The organism is Streptomyces sp. NPDC006372, assembly GCF_040612515.1.
Lineage (GTDB): Bacteria > Actinomycetota > Actinomycetes > Streptomycetales > Streptomycetaceae > Streptomyces.
The window spans coordinates 133609-150873 of record NZ_JBEXQJ010000023.1 but is presented as its reverse complement, the minus strand read 5'-3'; the positions used below and the strand labels follow the sequence as shown (position 1 = coordinate 150873).

General features: G+C 70.4%; 17 protein-coding genes. 16 read left to right on the top strand and 1 reads right to left on the bottom strand.

The window, feature by feature from the left end:
* Positions 1–227: 227 nt before the first annotated feature.
* Complete coding sequence (locus ABZ016_RS28825; RefSeq protein ID WP_356919603.1) at positions 228–1283, bottom strand: LacI family DNA-binding transcriptional regulator; 1056 nt, start codon at positions 1281–1283, stop codon at positions 228–230.
* 46 nt (positions 1284–1329) lie between these two features.
* On the opposite strand from ABZ016_RS28825, the gene ABZ016_RS28820 reads away from it, so the two are divergent.
* The 16 genes from ABZ016_RS28820 (at position 1330) to ABZ016_RS28745 (ending at position 17226) form a co-directional block, all read left to right on the top strand.
* The gene (locus ABZ016_RS28820) at positions 1330–2589 is read left to right on the top strand and encodes an MFS transporter (RefSeq protein WP_356919602.1); all 1260 of its coding nucleotides are present in this window, start codon (positions 1330–1332) and stop codon (positions 2587–2589) included.
* A 9-nt stretch (positions 2590–2598) separates the two neighbouring features.
* Complete coding sequence (gene pafA / locus ABZ016_RS28815) at positions 2599–3960, top strand: Pup--protein ligase (protein ID WP_003989115.1); 1362 nt, start codon at positions 2599–2601, stop codon at positions 3958–3960.
* Between the two features lie 129 nt (positions 3961–4089).
* The gene (locus tag ABZ016_RS28810) at positions 4090–5091 is read left to right on the top strand and encodes an FKBP-type peptidyl-prolyl cis-trans isomerase (protein ID WP_356919601.1); all 1002 of its coding nucleotides are present in this window, start codon (positions 4090–4092) and stop codon (positions 5089–5091) included.
* Positions 5092–5152: 61 nt separating this feature from the next.
* Positions 5153–5524, top strand: a complete 372-nt coding sequence (locus tag ABZ016_RS28805; RefSeq protein ID WP_356919600.1) for an FKBP-type peptidyl-prolyl cis-trans isomerase — start codon at positions 5153–5155, stop codon at positions 5522–5524.
* A gap of 128 nt (positions 5525–5652) precedes the next feature.
* Positions 5653–6630: a WYL domain-containing protein gene (locus ABZ016_RS28800; RefSeq protein ID WP_356919599.1), complete on the top strand. Its 978-nt coding sequence runs from the start codon at positions 5653–5655 to the stop codon at positions 6628–6630.
* 16 nt (positions 6631–6646) lie between these two features.
* The gene (locus ABZ016_RS28795) at positions 6647–7735 is read left to right on the top strand and encodes a WYL domain-containing protein (RefSeq protein ID WP_356919598.1); all 1089 of its coding nucleotides are present in this window, start codon (positions 6647–6649) and stop codon (positions 7733–7735) included.
* Positions 7736–7973: 238 nt separating this feature from the next.
* A complete protein-coding gene (locus tag ABZ016_RS28790; RefSeq protein WP_356919613.1) occupies positions 7974–8234 on the top strand; it encodes a hypothetical protein in 261 nt (86 codons plus the stop codon).
* Positions 8235–8279: 45 nt separating this feature from the next.
* Positions 8280–8474, top strand: a complete 195-nt coding sequence (locus ABZ016_RS28785) for a hypothetical protein (protein WP_190196777.1) — start codon at positions 8280–8282, stop codon at positions 8472–8474.
* Positions 8475–8733: 259 nt separating this feature from the next.
* Positions 8734–9018 carry a Sec-independent protein translocase subunit TatA gene (gene tatA, locus ABZ016_RS28780; protein WP_356919597.1) on the top strand — a complete coding sequence of 95 codons (285 nt, stop codon included), beginning with the start codon at positions 8734–8736 and terminating at the stop codon, positions 9016–9018.
* A 47-nt stretch (positions 9019–9065) separates the two neighbouring features.
* Positions 9066–10031 (top strand): twin-arginine translocase subunit TatC, encoded by a 966-nt coding sequence (gene tatC, locus ABZ016_RS28775; protein WP_356919596.1) that lies wholly within the window; start codon positions 9066–9068, stop codon positions 10029–10031.
* 31 nt (positions 10032–10062) lie between these two features.
* Positions 10063–10953: a diacylglycerol kinase gene (locus ABZ016_RS28770; RefSeq protein WP_356919595.1), complete on the top strand. Its 891-nt coding sequence runs from the start codon at positions 10063–10065 to the stop codon at positions 10951–10953.
* 40 nt (positions 10954–10993) lie between these two features.
* Entirely contained in the window at positions 10994–13843 is a 2850-nt protein-coding gene (locus tag ABZ016_RS28765) for a DEAD/DEAH box helicase (protein WP_356919594.1), read from the top strand.
* 342 nt (positions 13844–14185) lie between these two features.
* Positions 14186–15826, top strand: coding sequence for an ATP-binding protein (locus tag ABZ016_RS28760; RefSeq protein ID WP_356919593.1), 1641 nt, complete (start codon positions 14186–14188; stop codon positions 15824–15826).
* Complete coding sequence (locus ABZ016_RS28755; protein ID WP_356919592.1) at positions 15823–16230, top strand: roadblock/LC7 domain-containing protein; 408 nt, start codon at positions 15823–15825, stop codon at positions 16228–16230. Before ABZ016_RS28760 ends, ABZ016_RS28755 begins: the two co-directional genes overlap by 4 nt.
* The gene (locus ABZ016_RS28750) at positions 16227–16625 is read left to right on the top strand and encodes a DUF742 domain-containing protein (RefSeq protein ID WP_356919591.1); all 399 of its coding nucleotides are present in this window, start codon (positions 16227–16229) and stop codon (positions 16623–16625) included. Before ABZ016_RS28755 ends, ABZ016_RS28750 begins: the two co-directional genes overlap by 4 nt.
* Positions 16606–17226 (top strand): ATP/GTP-binding protein, encoded by a 621-nt coding sequence (locus ABZ016_RS28745; protein WP_356919590.1) that lies wholly within the window; start codon positions 16606–16608, stop codon positions 17224–17226. Before ABZ016_RS28750 ends, ABZ016_RS28745 begins: the two co-directional genes overlap by 20 nt.
* Positions 17227–17265 lie beyond the last annotated feature (39 nt).

The following is a 17265-nucleotide window of genomic DNA, read 5'->3' as shown; positions in this document are numbered from 1 at the left end:
CCGTCCTCGGAACGGCGCGATGGGGTCGGATACCGACTAACCGTCCGTTGACGCGCCAACCGCTGCGGGCGGACACCCCCCGACACGTCCCCTTCTCGCCGTACGCGGGTGCAGATCCGCTCAGCTGCGGGCAATCGTGCCGCTAAGGGCGGCACGGGTGGGCGCAGCGGCACCCCGCTTCGCCGGGTTGCGCAACGCCCCGGCCCCAGCGGAGACGCCGGGTACAGCTAACGTGGCGGTGCCGTAGAGCCCCGTACGACCAGCTGCACCGGAATGTCCCCACCCTCGGGCGCCCGGCCCTCCAGGACGGCCATGAGCGCCCCCATGCCCCGCTCCCCGAAGAGCTCCGCATCAAGCCGGACCGTCGTCAGCTCCGGATCGATCGCCGTGGCCAGCGCCAGATCGTCCAGGCCGGTGACCGACACGTCGTCCGGGACGCGTAGCCCCAGCCGGCGGGCCGCCTTGTACGCCCCGGCAGCCAGTTTGTCGTCGTCACAGACGAGGGCCGTGGGGCGGGGGCCCGGCTCCGACAGAGCCCGCTCGGTCGCGGCCACCGCATCCTCGATGGAGATCGGTGAGCGCGCCGTGACGACCGACGTACCCGGCACCCCGGCCACACGCGCCGCCAGTTCCCGGGCCCGCACCTCGAACGTCCAGGAGGGGACGTCCGCCGCCAGATGGAGGAAGCGGCGGTGTCCCAGCGCCAGCAGATGCTCCGCCACCTGGCGGACCCCGTCGGCGATGTCGAGGTTGACCGTGGCCGCCCCCAGGCTCCCCTCCGGGTCACTGTCCAGCATCACCAGCGGCAACTGGTCCCCCCGGATCGCGGTCAGCGCCTCCGCGGCCATGGAGGACGCGATCACACCGTCCAGCGCGGCCTGCGCGGAGGCGAACGGGTCACGGGCCGGGCCGACGCCCTCGGGGGAGGGGTAGAGGACCACGCCGAAGCCGTGCTCGGCGGCGACCCGGGCGGCGCCCGTGTAGACGCCGGCGAAGAACTCCGTGGTGAGGGCGGGGACGACCAGGAGAACCGTGCGCGTGCGGCCCAGGCGCAGATTGCGCGCGGCCAGGTTCGGGCGATAGCCCAGCTCGCGCGCGGCCTCGCGGACCCGCTCCGCCGTCGCCTCCGCGACCCGTCCGCGCCACTTGTCCCCGAGGACCAGGGAGACCGCCGCCTGGGAGACCCCGGCGGCCTGGGCGACGTCCCGGCTCGTGGGGCGGGTGGTGCTGCCTCGTGCCACCGTCGGCGTGCTCCTTCGTCTGGACTCCTGAACAGCCGACATGGTACGTATGACCTCTGACGTTATACGTAAAACTTAGGGTGGGGGCATGGCCACGGGATACCTGGAGATCCTTCGGGCGCGACACGCCGCCCGGCTGCTCGTCGGCACGCTCGTGGGCCGGCTGCCCAGCGCCACGGCGCCGATCGCGATCGTGCTGTTCGTCCGGGCGGAGGGCGGGACCTACAGCCTGGCCGGGGCGCTGGCGGCCGTCTACGGCGTCGCCAACGCCGTGGGGCAGCCGGTGCTGGGCAGACTCGTGGACCTGCGTGGCCAGCCGCGTGTGCAGTTGCCGGCGTCCGTCCTGTCCGGGCTCGCAATGGCCCTGTTCGCCTTCGCCGGAATCGGGTCGCTGCCGCTCGCGTACGCCGCCGTCGCCGCCGCCGGGCTCTTCACGCCGCCCCTGGAGGGCGGGCTGCGGGCCCTGTGGTCCACCGTCCTGCGCGGGGAGGACCAGGTGCCCACGGCGTACGCCATGGACGCCGTGGCCCAGGAGGTGATGTTCACGGTCGGGCCGCTGCTCGTGACCCTGTGCGTGTCCCTGTGGTCGGCCCAGGCCGCGCTGCTCGTGCTGAACGTCGTGGGAGTGCTGGGGGCGCTGTCCGTGGTGGTGTCGCCGCCCTCGCGCGCGTGGCGGTCGGCGCCGCGTGAGGCGCACTGGCTGGGTGCGCTGCGCTCGACGGGGCTGCTGGCGCTGCTGGCGGCGTTCCTGTTCGTCGGGATGGCGCTCGGGTCCATCACGGTCGCCTCGGTCCCCTACGCGGACGAGCACGGCGGTGACGCGGTGTACGGCTGGCTGATGGCCGCCCTGGGGTTCGGCGCGCTGGTCGGCGGCACCGTCTACGGGGCCCGGCAGTGGGCCGGTGAGCCCGCGCGGCGACTGCAGGTGCTGGTCGCTCTTCTGGTGGTGTGTTACCTGCCGCTGATGCTGATGCCGGCGGCGGTGCCCATGGTGGCGCTGACCGCGCTCGCCGGGGTCTTCCTCGCGCCCGCCATCGCCTGCGCGTTCGTCCTGGTCGACCGGCACGCTCCGCGCGGCACCGTCACCGAGGCGTTCTCCTGGCTGGTGACGACGTTCACAGTGGGCCACTCGGTGGGAACGGGCGTCGCGGGCCCTGTCGTCGAGGCCGGAGGTGCCCTGTGGGGCTTCGCCGTGCCGGGTGTCGCGGGTGGCGTGTCGCTGCTGGTTTTGACCGCCACAGGGCGGGTACTCGCAGCTCCCGGCGGGGGAGGGGTCGTTGCGGCCGGTTCGGAAAATGATCCAAACCGTGCCCTCGAACCCCGTTTCAGTTCAGGGGATCGGGCGTAATGTTCCCTCATGGACCGCCGCATTTTCGGGCTGGAGAACGAGTACGGCGTCACGTGCACGTTCAGGGGACAGCGCCGCCTGTCTCCTGACGAGGTGGCGCGGTACCTCTTCCGCCGTGTCGTGTCATGGGGCCGCAGCAGCAATGTCTTTCTGCGAAACGGCGCCCGCCTCTATCTCGACGTGGGCTCACATCCGGAATACGCCACACCGGAATGTGACAACGTGATCGAACTGGTCACCCACGACAAAGCGGGCGAGCGCATTCTCGAAGGACTCCTGGTGGACGCCGAACGACGCCTGCACGAGGAGGGAATCGCGGGCGACGTCTACCTCTTCAAGAACAACACCGATTCGGCGGGCAACTCCTACGGCTGCCACGAGAACTATCTGGTCGCCCGGCACGGGGAGTTCTCCCGGCTCGCGGACATTCTCATTCCGTTCCTGGTGACGAGGCAGCTGCTGTGCGGTGCCGGCAAGGTGCTGCAGACGCCGCGCGGGGCCGTGTACTGCGTCAGCCAGCGCGCCGAGCACATCTGGGAGGGCGTCTCCTCGGCGACGACCCGATCCCGGCCGATCATCAACACCCGCGACGAGCCGCACGCGGACGCCGAGCGCTACCGGCGACTGCACGTCATCGTGGGCGACTCCAACATGTCCGAGACGACCATGCTGCTCAAGGTCGGCGCGACCGACCTGGTGCTGCGCATGATCGAGGCGGGCACGGTGATGCGGGACCTCACCCTGGAGAACCCGATCCGGGCGATCCGCGAGGTCAGCCACGACATCACCGGGCGCCGGAAGGTGCGCCTGGCCAGCGGCCGGGAGGCCTCCGCGCTGGAGGTGCAGCGCGAGTACTACGAGAAGGCGCTGGACTTCTGCGAGCGCCGCGGCATCCGCACCGGCACCGTCGAGCGCGTGCTGGAGCTGTGGGGCCGGACGCTGGACGCGATCGAGACCGAGGACCTCGACCGTATCGGCACCGAGATCGACTGGGTCATGAAGTACAAGCTCATCGAGCGGTACCGCAGCAAGAACAACATGACCATGTCGCATCCGCGGGTCGCGCAGATAGACCTCGCCTACCACGACATCCACCGCCGTCGTGGCCTGTACTACCTGCTCGAGAAGAAGGGCCAGGCGGCCCGGGTCTGCAACGACTTGAAGATCTTCGAGGGCAAGTCCGTTCCGCCGCAGACCACTCGTGCCCGGCTGCGGGGCGACTTCATTCGCCGGGCCCAGGAGCAGCGCCGTGACTTCACGGTCGACTGGGTCCACCTCAAGCTCAACGACCAGGCCCAGCGGACCGTGTTGTGCAAGGACCCGTTCCGCTCCGTGGACGACAGGGTGGAGAAGCTGATCGCCGGAATGTGAGGAAACGCGCCGGCGAGGAAATCGCCGGAACGCCACACGGGCGCCGTACGTTACCAGTGCGGCGCCCCGCTCACGCCGTAGAGTTGCGCGCACGCCATCAGAAGATCGATTGATTACGAGGCCCCCACAGTGCGCCGACGCTCACTTCTCATCGCTGTTCCCGCAGGACTGACCACGCTCGCCGCATGCGGTGAGGACAAGTCCGACTCGAGCAAGGCCAGCGACAGCCCGTCGCCCTCGGCGTCGGCCCCGTCCGCGGCCCCGCCGCCGAAGATCGTGGACGGTCCGCTGCCGGCGGTCACCGCGGGCACCAAGTTCGACGAGAAGCCGACGATCGCCAAGGGCAGCGGCGAGCCGTCGAAGCAGCTGGCGGTGAAGACGCTGATCGCGGGCAGCGGCAAGACCGTCGCGGAGAACGACTTCGTCGTGGCGAACTACCTGGGCCAGGTCTGGAGCACCGGCAAGGTCTTCGACAACTCCTACGACCGCAAGACCCGCCTCGCCATCCAGCTCTCCCAGGGCCGGATCATCGACGGCTGGCGGTACGCGCTGGCCGGCAAGAAGGCCGGCAGCCGTGTCGAGATGGCCGTCCCGCCCACCTGGGGCTACGGCTCGCAGGGCAACCCGCAGGCGGGCATCAAGGGCACCGACACGCTGGTCTTCGTCGTGGACGTGCAGGACACGTTCAACTCCAAGAGCTCCGCCGACGGCGCGAAGGCCGCCCAGGACGACGCGGACCTGCCCAAGGTCGGCACCAACACCGACGGCAAGGCCCCCAGCATCGAGGTGCCCAAGGCGGACGCCCCGACGAAGCTCGTCGCGGAGTACGTCCTGGAGGGCGACGGCGAGAAGGTCGCGGCCGATGACAGCGTGCTCGTGCAGTACAAGGGTGTGCTGTGGGACGGCGGCAAGGAGTTCGACTCCTCGTACGCCAACAAGCAGCTGGTGTCGTTCTCGCTCCAGCAGGTCGTCAAGGGCTGGGCGCAGGGCCTCACCGGCAAGAAGGTCGGCAGCCGTGTCCTCATCGTCATCCCGCCGAAGCTGGGCTACGGGGACAACCCGCCCCAGGGCAGCGGCATCAAGAAGGACTCCACGCTGGTCTTCTCGGTGGACATCCTCGCGAAGCTGTGACGTGCGTGGGATGTAAGACTGTGCGTGTTCGCCTTTTCGCAGACAAGCAGGAGCTAGAGACGTGAGCATCGACAAGCCCGAGATCGACTTCCCGGGCGGCGAGCCCCCGGCGGACCTCGAGATCAAGGACATCTGGGAAGGCGACGGCCCGGTCGCGCAGGCGGGCCAGACCGTCACCGTGCACTACGTGGGTGTCTCCTTCAGCACGGGCGAGGAGTTCGACGCCAGCTGGAACCGCGGCACCCCCTTCCGCTTCCCGCTGGGCGGCGGCCGGGTCATCCAGGGCTGGGACCAGGGCGTGCAGGGCATGAAGGTCGGCGGCCGTCGCCAGCTGACCGTCCCCGCCCACCTCGCCTACGGCAACCAGAGCCCGTCCCCTCTGATCAAGCCGGGCGAGACGCTGATCTTCGTGGTCGACCTGCTCGGGGTCTGAGCAAGGTTCGAACAGAATCGATCATGTGGGGCCCATGCCTGTTCGGGCATGGGCCCTCGGCTTTGCCGTGCCACCGCGGGGCGGTACGGTCATCGTCGTCAAGCACCATAGGGAGGCGAAGGGCGTCGATGGCCATTGCCAAGGCCGAGCGGCTGATGAACCTGGCGCTGTGTCTGCTCGGGACGCGACGGCCGCTCAGCAAGCGCGAGCTGCGTGACTCCATCGAGGCCTACGTCGAGGCCTTCGGGCCGGGCAACGGTGCCACCGGCCACGACGACTCCTTCAACCGCATGTTCGAGCGCGACAAGGACGACCTGCGCGAACTCGGACTGGTCATCGAGACCGTCGAGAGCCTCGAGGGCGAGATCGGCTACCTGGCCCGCCGCGACAGCAACCGCCTCCCGCCCATCACCCTGGACGCCGAGGAGGCCGCGGCGCTCGGACTCGCCGCCAAGGTGTGGCAGCAGGCCCGGCTCGCCGGCGCGGCCAGCGGCGCTCTGCAGAAGTTGCGCGCGGCGGGGCTCCCCGAGGACGTCGACCCCTACGGGCCGCACGGCGCGCTGGAGCCGCGCATCCCCGTGCACGAGGCGGCGTTCGAGCCGCTGATGCTCGCCTGCCGGGACCGCCGGCCGGTCGTGTTCGACTACCGCAAGGCCACCGCCGCCCACCCCGAGCAGCGGCATGTCGAGCCGTGGGCGCTGGAGTGCTGGCGTGGCCACTGGTACCTGGCCGGCTGGGACCGCGACCGGGGCGCCGAGCGCGTCTTCCGGCTGTCCCGGATCACCGGCAAGGTCCGTTCGCGCAGCGGCCGGTACACCGCTGACGTGCCGGATGTCGTCACCGTCCGTGAGACCGTCGCGAGCTGGGCCGGGGAGATCGCGGACCGCTCGGCGCGGATCCGGCTGCGTTCGGACGCGGGGTACCCCCTTCGGGCGAAGGCCACCGCCGTACGGGAACTCGGTGACGGTTGGGACGAGTTGGAGATTCCGTACGGCCACGGGCTGGACGCCTGGCTGGTGGAGTTCGGGCCGGACGTGGTCGTCCTGGAGCCCGCCGAGCTGCGGGCCGACGTGATGGACCGGCTGCGAGCCGTGGCCAAGGGCTGAGGGGGAGCGGACGAGAGTGGCAGGCAAACCGGTCAGGCCCGTGAACGCCATCGACCAGACCCGGCGGATGCTCTCCCTGGTGACCTATCTGAGGGAGCGCCCCGGGGCGCGGGTCGAGGACGTCGCGCGTGCCTTCGGCATCACCGAGGACGAACTGGTCTCCGACCTCGACGTGCTGCCCATGTGCGGCACCAGCTTCCGCGGCGGCGACCTGCTCGACATCGACACCGACGGCGAGCGCATCTGGTGGCACAACCCGGCCGCCCTCGCCGCGGAAGCGGCCGAGCCGCTCCGGCTGGCCGCCGACGAGGCCACCGCCCTGCTCGTCGCCGCCCGGGCCGTGGCCACGCTGCCCGGACTGCGCGAGAGCGACCGTCAGGCGCTGCTGCGCGCGACGGCGAAGGTGGAGACCGCGGCCGGCGAGGCGGCGGGTGCCAGCTCCCGCCTGTCGGTGACCTTCGAGTCCGAGGGCGGTGTCTTCGCGGACGTCGACCGGGCGATCGCCGAGCGCCGGCGGCTGTGGATCCGCTACTACTCGCCCGCGCGGGACGAGGTCACCGAGCGGGAGATCGACCCGATCCGCCTCGTCAGCGTCGGTCACACCTACGTCGAGGCCTGGTGCCGCCGCTCCGAGGCGCGCCGCACCTTCCGGCTCGACCGGGTCGCGGAGATCAGGATCCTGGACGAGCCGTCGGCGCCGCCGGAGGTCGAGCTGCGGGACCTGTCGGAGGGGCTGGTGCAGCCCGCCGCGGAGGACCCCGAGGTCGTCGTCGAGGTCGGTCCGGGCGGACGCTGGGTCGCCGAGTACTACCCGCACGACAGTGCGGACGAGCTGTCGGACGGCGGGCTGCGTATCACTCTGCGGACCCCCGATCCGGCGTCGCTGCGCCGCCTCGCGCTGCGGCTGGGGCGTGACGGCCGCATCGTGTCGCCGCCCGAGCTCGCGGAGAGCGCCCGGCAGGCGGCCCGCGAGGCGCTGGCGGCGTACGACGGAATCGAATCGGCCCGGGCCCCCGGCGTGGTGGAGGCGGCCGGGACCTCCGGGCCGCAGGGGCCGCGTCCGGCGCACGCCACTCAGGCCGGGCCGGACGGCGGGCGTACGTGAGCCGTCACGGCGCACCGTGCCGGGAGGCGGGAGCGCATGGGGCGGCCTGCCCCGAAAGCGGGCGCCTGTGGTCCCGCAGGCCGGGGTCGGTGCCGCCCTTCGGCCGGTTCGCCCCTGGCGCGGCAATCCACGGGACCGGCCGTACCCAGGCCCGGCCGTGGCGCCCCGGAGTCCAACGACCCGAGGAAGAGGAGCGAGGGCTGTGAGCGAGTCGGTGACGTCGTCCGGAGCGCGGGGCATGACGGTGGAGTCCGCGTTCGCCGGGATGAGAGGCGTGTCCCCGGTGATGTTCAGGGCCGGCTGCCCCGACTGCCGGGAGCGTTTCGAGCTCGCCGCGGGTGCGCTGCGCCTCGCCATCGGCGCCTCGAGCCGCACCACGTTCTACTCGTTCACCTGCCCGGAGTGCGGTGCGTCGGTCCGCAAGCCCGCGGGGGAGCGGATCGTGGAGCTGCTCACCGGCGGCGGCGTGCGGACCCTGCGGCTGCACTCGACCCTCTAGAGGGGCGGGCCGTCCGACCGTCCGGGACGGTCTAGGCTCGACGTCATGTTCTGGCCGATGTTCGCGATTGCTCTGGGGTTCGTGGGTCTCGCCGTGCTGGGGGTGCTCGCCGTACGGGTCTTCGTCGAGGCACAGCGTCTGGGCAGGCAGGTCACGGACTCGGCGCGGCGCATCAACCGGGCCGCCGAGGACCTGGAACGGGCGGCGGAGAGCGCGGCCCGGTCCGTGGACGCCCTGTGAGTCACGGAGCAGGCGGCTGTGAGTTGCGTTTCGGGACAGTTCGCCCTGTCACCTCGCCGGTTCGTACAGGTACTCTGCTGGTCGCGGCCCGGTTAACGAGGCACTGGTCGCGGACGGGAGTACGCACAGGGGATGCAGAGGGATTGCCTCACGTTTACCCCTGAGCGTTACGATCGCTGTCAGCACGATCGTTCGGACACATGTCCGACCGGTCGGACAGCACCCCACCACAGCCGCCTCGGTGAGAAGGTAAAGACTTATGTTCGGAAGGCTCGGAGCCCCCGAGATCATTCTCATCCTCGTCGTCATCATCCTGCTGTTCGGCGCGAAGAAGCTTCCGGACATGGCGCGGTCGCTCGGCAAGTCCGCCCGCATCCTCAAGAGCGAGGCCAAGGCGATGAAGGACGACGGCAAGTCGTCCACCACCCCGGCCGGTCCGCCCAACAACGACGAGCAGCCCGCGCAGCGCACCATCCAGTCCGCGCCCGGCGACGTGACCAGCTCCCGCCCGGTCAACGAGCCGACGGACACGACCAAGCGCTGACGCAGGGCCGGTGACCTCCGGCCCGCCGCACGAGATGGGAACGTGGGTTGCTGAAGTCTGCCCGCAAGGAGAAGGAGAAGGACCCCGAGGGGCGGATGCCCCTCGCGGAGCACCTTCGCGAGCTCCGCAACCGGCTCGCCAAAGCGATGCTGGCGATCGTCGTCGTCACGGTCGTCGCCGCCTTCTTCTACAACGACATCATCAACTTGATCACCAAGCCGATCCTCGACTCGGTCGGCTGTGACAAGACGTTCGCGGAACTGGCGAACTCGCGGCCCGACGCGAAGCCGTGCGCGCAGATCACCATCAACGGTCTGCTCGCCCCCTTCACCCTGGCGCTGAAGGTCTCGCTGATGGCCGGTGTGGTGCTGGCCTCACCGGTCTGGCTCTACCAGCTGTGGGCCTTCGTCGCCCCCGGTCTGCACCGGCACGAGAAGAAGTACGCGTACGCCTTCGTCGCCACGGGTGCCCCGCTGTTCATCACGGGCGCCTACTTCGCCTACACGGTGCTGCCCACCTCGGCGAAGGTGCTGCTCGACTTCACCCCGGGCGGCACATCCAACCTCCTCCCGCTGGACGACCTGCTCGACCTCGTCATGCGGATGGTGCTCGTCTTCGGCCTCTCCTTCGAGCTGCCGCTGCTGCTGGTCATGCTCAACCTCACCGGGGCGCTCAGCGGCAAGCGGATGCTCGGCTGGTGGCGCGGCATGATCATGGCCATCACGGTCTTCGCGGCCATCGCCACGCCCAGCACCGACCCGCTGACCATGCTGATGCTCGCCGGGCCGATCTGGATCCTGTACTTCGGCGCAGTCGCCTTCTCCCTGCTCAACGACCGTCGCCGCAGCCGCCGCGAGGCCCTGGGCCCGGACGACGACGAGGCCTCGGAACTGGATCTCACGCCTGAGGACATCGGCGAGATCGAGCCCGTGACCACCGGCCGGGCCGCTCTGCCCGAGCAGGCGAGCTCGGAACGGTCGGACCGGGTCAACGGTTATGACGACGTGACCTGAAGATCCGCGGGCAGCTCATAGGGTCGGTCCCGTGACCAGCGAGATCACCCTCTTCGTCAACCCCACCGCGGGCCGCGGCCGGGGCGCCCGCGCGGCGCAGCCGGCCGCTTCCGCTCTGCGGGCGGCCGGCTTCTCGGTGCGCACGGTGCTCGGGGAGGACGCGGCCGACGCCCTCACCCGCGCGCGGGCCGCCGTCGCGGGCGGGACCGGGGCGCTGATAGCCGTCGGCGGCGACGGCATGGCGGGCCTCGCCCTGCGGGCCGTCGCGGGCACGCGCACCCCGCTCGGCCTGGTCGCCGTCGGCACCGGCAACGACTTCGCCCGCGCCCTCGGCCTGCCCGTGCGTGAACCGGCCGCCGCCGGGCGCATGATCGCCGACGCCCTCAAGTGCGGCCGCCTCCGCGACATCGACCTCGGTCAGGTGGGCGACCGCTGGTTCGGCACCGTCCTCGCCTCCGGCTTCGACTCCCGCGTCAACGACCGGGGCAACCGCATGCGGTGGCCCGCCGGCCGCTTCAGATACGACCTCGCGATGATCGCCGAACTGGCCGCGTTCCGGCCCGTCCCGTACCGGATCCGGCTCGACGACGGCGAGGTCCGCGAGGTCGAGGCGACACTGGTGGCCGTCGGCAACGGCTCGTCGTACGGGGGCGGCATGCGGATCTGCCCCGGGGCCGACCTGACCGACGGGCTCTTCGACGTCACGGTGGTCGGGGACTGCGGCCGTTCGACGCTGCTGCGGGTGTTTCCGCAGGTGTACCGGGGGACGCATGTCGAACATCCGAAGGTGACCGTGCTGCGGGCGGCACGGGTCGAGATCGCCGCCGAGGGGATCACCGGTTACGCGGATGGGGAGCCACTGGGCCCGCTGCCGCTGAGCGCGCGCTGCGTACGCGGGGGCGTACGGGTCGTCGGCCCCTGAGCTGCGCCGATCCCAGGTTTCACAGGATCGGATCGGGATAATGATCGTCCTGTTGTCAGTGGGGCCCGGTACGCTCGAAAGCACGATGACAGAGGATCTCTCACCGGCCGAGCGGTACGCGGCAGCACGCAAGCGTGTTGTCGAGCAGGCCACCGCGCTCGCGTCCTTCCGCGAGATGTACGACTTCGGCCTCGACCCCTTCCAGATCGAGGCCTGCCAGGCGCTCGATGCGGGGAAGGGCGTGCTGGTCGCCGCGCCCACCGGCTCCGGCAAGACGATCGTCGGCGAGTTCGCCGTCCATCTCGCCCTCCAACAGGGCAAGAAGTGCTTCTACACGACCCCCATCAAGGCGCTGTCGAACCAGAAGTACGCCGACCTGTGCCGCCGGTACGGCACGGAGAAGGTGGGCCTGCTCACCGGCGACAACAGCGTCAACTCCGACGCCCCGGTGGTCGTGATGACCACCGAGGTGCTGCGGAACATGCTGTACGCCGGTTCGCAGACCCTCCTGGGCCTCGGGTACGTGGTGATGGACGAGGTGCACTACCTCTCCGACCGGTTCCGCGGAGCCGTCTGGGAAGAGGTGATCATCCACCTTCCCGAATCGGTCACCCTGGTCTCCCTCTCGGCGACGGTGTCGAACGCCGAGGAGTTCGGCGACTGGCTCGACACGGTCCGCGGCGACACCGAGGTGATCGTCTCCGAGCACCGGCCCGTGCCGCTGTTCCAGCACGTGCTGGCCGGACGGCGGATGTACGACCTGTTCGAGGAGGGCGAGGGCCGCAAGAGAGCCGTCAACCCCGACCTCACGCGCATGGCGCGCATGGAGGCGAGCCGGCCGTCGTACCAGGACCGCCGGCGCGGTCGGTCGATGCGCGAGGCCGACCGCGAGCGTGAGCGCAGACAGCGGTCCCGCATCTGGACGCCGAGCCGGCCCGAGGTCATCGAGCGGCTCGACGCCGAGGGGCTGTTGCCCGCCATCACCTTCATCTTCAGCCGGGCCGCCTGCGAGGCGGCGGTCCAGCAGTGCCTGTACGCCGGGCTCCGGCTGAACGACGAGGAGGCACGCGAGCAGGTGCGCTCACTGGTCGAGGAGCGCACGGCGTCCATCCCGGCCGAGGACCTGCACGTCCTCGGCTACTACGAGTGGCTGGAGGGCCTGGAGCGCGGCATCGCCGCCCATCACGCGGGCATGCTGCCGACGTTCAAGGAGGTCGTCGAGGAACTGTTCGTACGCGGCCTGGTCAAGGCCGTGTTCGCGACCGAGACGCTCGCACTCGGCATCAACATGCCCGCACGCTCGGTGGTGCTGGAGAAGCTCGTCAAGTGGAACGGCGAGCAGCACGCGGACATCACGCCGGGCGAGTTCACGCAGCTGACGGGTCGTGCGGGACGGCGCGGCATCGACGTCGAGGGCCACGCCGTCGTGCTGTGGCAGCGGGCCATGAACCCCGAGCACCTGGCGGGCCTCGCCGGCACGCGCACGTACCCGCTGCGGTCCAGCTTCAAGCCGTCGTACAACATGGCGGTCAACCTGGTCGAGCAGTTCGGACGGCACCGCTCGCGTGAGCTGCTGGAGACGTCCTTCGCGCAGTTCCAGGCGGACAAGTCGGTCGTCGGGATCTCCCGGCAGGTGCAGCGCAATGAGGAGGGTCTTGAGGGCTACAAGGCCTCCATGACCTGCCACCTCGGTGACTTCGAGGAGTACGCGCGGCTGCGCCGCGAACTGAAGGACCGGGAGAACGAGATCGCCCGGCAGGGCGCGGCACAGCGGCGCGCCGAGGCCGCCGTCGCGCTGGAGAAGCTCAAGCCCGGTGACGTCATCCACGTGCCCACCGGCAAGTTCGCCGGCCTGGCGCTGGTGCTCGACCCGGGCCTGCCCGCCGGCCGTTCCAACGGCCACCGCGGCTTCGAGCACCACGACGGGCCGCGCCCGCTGGTGCTGACCGCCGAGCGGCAGGTGAAGCGGCTGGCGTCCATCGACTTCCCGGTGCCGGTCGAGCCGCTGGAGCGGATGCGGATCCCGAAGTCGTTCAACCCCCGTTCCCCGCAGTCCCGTCGGGACCTCGCCTCCGCGCTGCGCACCAAGGCCGGGCACATCCCGGCCGAGCGGCACCGCAAGCGGCGCTCCCAGGCGGCCGACGACCGGGAGATCGCCCGGCTGCGGACCGCGCTCCGCGCGCACCCCTGTCATGGGTGCAACGACCGTGAGGACCATGCCCGTTGGGCCGAGCGCTACCACCGGCTGCTGCGGGACACCTCGCAGCTGGAGCGCCGGATCGAGGGCCGTACGAACACCATCGCCCGGACCTTCGACCGCATCGTCGCGCTGCTGACCGAGCTGGACTACCTGCGCGCCGACGAGGTCACCGAGCACGGCAAGCGGCTGGCGCGGCTGTACGGCGAGCTCGACCTGCTCGCCAGCGAGTGTCTGCGCGAGGGTGTCTGGGAGGGGCTCGGCCCCGCTGAACTGGCGGCGTGTGTCTCGGCGTTGGTGTTCGAGTCGCGGGTCGCGGACGACGCGATGGCGCCCAAGCTGCCGTCCGGGAAGGCCAAGGCCGCGCTGGGTGAGATGGTGCGGATCTGGGGGCGGCTGGACGCGCTGGAGGAGGAGTTCCGGATCACCCAGACCGAGGGGGTCGGGCAGCGTGAGCCGGACCTCGGGTTCGCCTGGGCCGCGTACATGTGGGCCTCCGGGAAGGGGCTGGACGAGGTGCTGCGTGAGGCGGAGATGCCGGCGGGGGACTTCGTGCGGTGGTGCAAGCAGGTCATCGATGTGCTGGGGCAGATCGCCGCGGCGGCGCCGCAAGGGTCTTCGGTGGTGAAGAACGCCCGTAAGGGCGTCGATCTGTTGCTGCGAGGTGTGGTGGCCTACTCGTCGGTGGGGTGATGTCGTCGCGCGGGTGCCGGTGGTTCGTGGTTGCTCGCGCAGTTCCCCGCGCCCCTGAATGTGCGTTGTTCTGAAGGTCCCTCACTCGTAGCGGTGAGGGACTTTCGTATACCCGTTCGCAACTACTCCTTGTGTTCGAACGATGTCGCAGCGTGTAAACGGCTGAGCGTACTATCCCTCCGCGTCCGGTTTCTGGCAGTCGCTGAATATGACACGGCGATGATCCGGTCGGACTAAGCTCGCCCGCAGCGCACCGGGTTGAGATGAATTCGTGCGCTTGTTCCCCCATGTGTGGAAGTGTCCTGCCGTTCCCTGGCATACCCCCTTTTTCAGAAGGCCTTCATGGTGAGTGTTCAATCCCCTCCCGGTCGCGGCGAACTGCCCTACGCGCGCGTGCTGTTGCTGCCGGCCATAGTGATGGCCGCGGCGACCGGAGCCGCCGTCGCCCTGGTGACGGCGCCGGCCCGGCTCGCCGTCGGCTGGTGCGGTGGCATCGCCACCGTGCTGGTGATCGCGACGGCGGCCGAGGCGGTGCGCCGCGGCCGTGCCCTGCGGAGGCAGCGGGGCGAGCACGCCCGTCACAGCGCGTCCCTGGAACAGCGGATCGCCGCCCACGAGCACGAGTTGATCCGCTTCTCCAGGGAGATCATCCCCGCGGCGCTCGATCTGCTGCGCACCGGAGAATCCCCCAGGGAGGTGATTCGCAAGCTCGGCCTCGCCAACCCCGCCTACCGGGACCTCCCGGCGCCGCAGCACGAGACGCTGCTGAAGCTGCTCAAGATCGTCGACTACGAAGTGACCATGCGCGATGCCGCGGCGCGCTCCTTCGTCAGTGTCGCCCGCCGCGTCCAGGCGATCATCCATCAGCAGGCCGAGGAGCTCCGGGAGATGGAGGAGGACCACGGCCGCAACCCCGAGGTCTTCGACGACCTGCTCCGCATCGACCACGGCAACGCCCTGATCGGGCGCCTCGCCGACTCCGTCTCCGTCCTCGGCGGCGGTCGACCCGGACGCCAGTGGCCCGAAGCGGTCTCCCTGTACAGCACGCTGCGCGGCGCCATGTCGCGCATCCTCGAGTACCGGCGCATCCAGCTGTCCTCCATCGCCAAGGTCAGCGTCAAGGGCATCTACGTCGAGCCGGTCATCCACGCCGCCGCCGAACTCCTCGACAACGCCACGCGCTACTCGCCGCCGCAGACCAAGGTGCACGTCACCGCGACCGAGGTGCAGACCGGAGTCTGCATCGAGATCGAGGACGGCGGTGTCAACCTCAACGAGGAGGCACGCGCCCGGATCGAGGGCATGCTGGAGGCAGCCAAGGCGGGCGTCGACCTCCAGGACATCGGTGAGCACCCGCGCCTCGGCCTGGCCGTCGTGGGCCGCCTCTGCACGGCGTACAACATGCAGGTCTCGCTGCGCGCCTCCGCGTACGGCGGTGTTCGCGCCATCCTCATCGTGCCGAGCGAGATGATCACCCACGAGCCGGGTGTCGGACTCGCCCACGGCATCGGCGCCACCGGCATCCCCATGACGGTCGGCATCCCCGAGGGCCCGAAGCGTGCCCCCAAGCGGCGCCGCCCCACCAGCCCGAAGATCCCCGCCACGGTCTCCCTGGAGGACGACGACGTCCCCGAGGTCACCGAGTGGACGACGAACGGCCTGCCGCAGCGCCGCAGCCGGGTGAAGACACCGCTCGCCGAGCGACTCGCCCAGCAGGCCGCCTACGACAAGGCCGACCGGGAGGCCGCCGAACGGGGCGAGTACAACCCCTGGGCGACACAGGAGCCCGAGCCCAAGCCGCTGCGCGACATGTCGGCCCCCGACGCGCCCGGCAAGGGCCTCGAAGCCTTCTGGGAGGGACTCAAGCAGGGCATCGAACCCGGCACCCACCCGACCGACTTCATCCGGAACCCGACCAAGTACCTGCACCTGATCAACGATCCGGCACCCATCGAGGCCGACGAGGAGGGGGATCTCAAGTGATCCAGCAGCGAGGCAACTTCGACTGGATGCTCAAGCAGCTCGCCGACGGCGTGCCGGGCATCGAGATGATCGTGGTGCTCTCGGCCGACGGTCTGCGCATCGCCCGCTACGGCGGCGAGCCCGACGCGGCCGACCGGGTCGCCGCGGCCTGCGCCGGCCTGCAGTCCCTCGCGAGCAGCATCTGCCAGGAACTCACCGTCGGCGACGGCGAGATGAAGCTCGTCATGATCGAGATCGACCGGGGCTACTTCTACCTGATGGACGCCGGCGCCAACGCGTTCCTCGCGGTCCTCTCCGACGTGCGGTGCGAACCCGGCCGGATGAGCGCGATGATGCGCGATCTGGTCGTCCGGATCGGTGGCCATCTCACCACTCCGCCCCGGCGGAACGGGCAGATCGTATGACGCCTCCGCAACGCCAGAGGCGCGACCCCGCACCGGAACCGTCCCCGCAGCCTCCCCAGGAGGGCCAGGTCAAGAACCCGGAGCGGATGTACGTGGTGGCCGGTCCGGACGGTGAACGGGCCGAGCTCGACCTGGTGACCTTAATCGTGGCGCGTGCCGCGGACCCGCCGCCCTCCGCCTCTCCCGAGCAGGCGGCGCTGCTCCGGCTCTGCGCCGCCCCCCTGTCCGTGGCCGAGCTCTCGGCCTACCTCCACCTGCCGTTCAGCGCGATGGGCGTCCTGCTCACCGAACTGCTGACGGCGGAACTGGTGCAGGCGCGCGCCCCGATCGTCCGCCAGTCACGCACCGATCGTTCCCTCCTCGAAGCGGTGATGAATGGACTTCAACGGCTCTGACACCATCCCGGGCCCCCGGGCCGAGGACCAGCTGCCCCACACGGCACAGTCCGCGGCCAAGATCGTGATCGTGGGTGGCTTCGGCGTCGGCAAGACGACCATGGTCGGCTCGGTCAGCGAGATCACACCGCTGACCACCGAGGAGACCATGACACAGGCCGGGATCGGCGTCGACGACAACTTCGGCTCCGCGTCCAAGACGGCCACCACCGTGGCCATGGACTTCGGCCGGATCAGCATCACCGAGCAGCTTGTGCTCTACCTCTTCGGCACACCCGGACAGCAGCGCTTCTGGTTCCTGTGGAACGGCCTGTTCGAGGGCGCGCTCGGCGCGGTGGTGCTGGTCGACACCCGCCGGCTGGAGGTCAGCTTCGACGTGATGGGACGCCTGGAGGAGCGCGGCGTGCCGTTCGTGGTCGCCGTCAACTCCTTCCCCGACGCCCCCCGTTACGCCGTCGAGGAGCTGCGCACGGCCCTCGACCTCACCTCGGACATCCCGATCATCGAGTGCGACGCGCGACGGCGGGCCTCCAGCCGTGACGTCCTGATGACCCTCATGCGCTTCCTGCACTCGCTCGCCATGACGGGCTCGCTCACCTGATCCCGGGCCCCCACCTTCCCCCTCCCCCCATACACATGG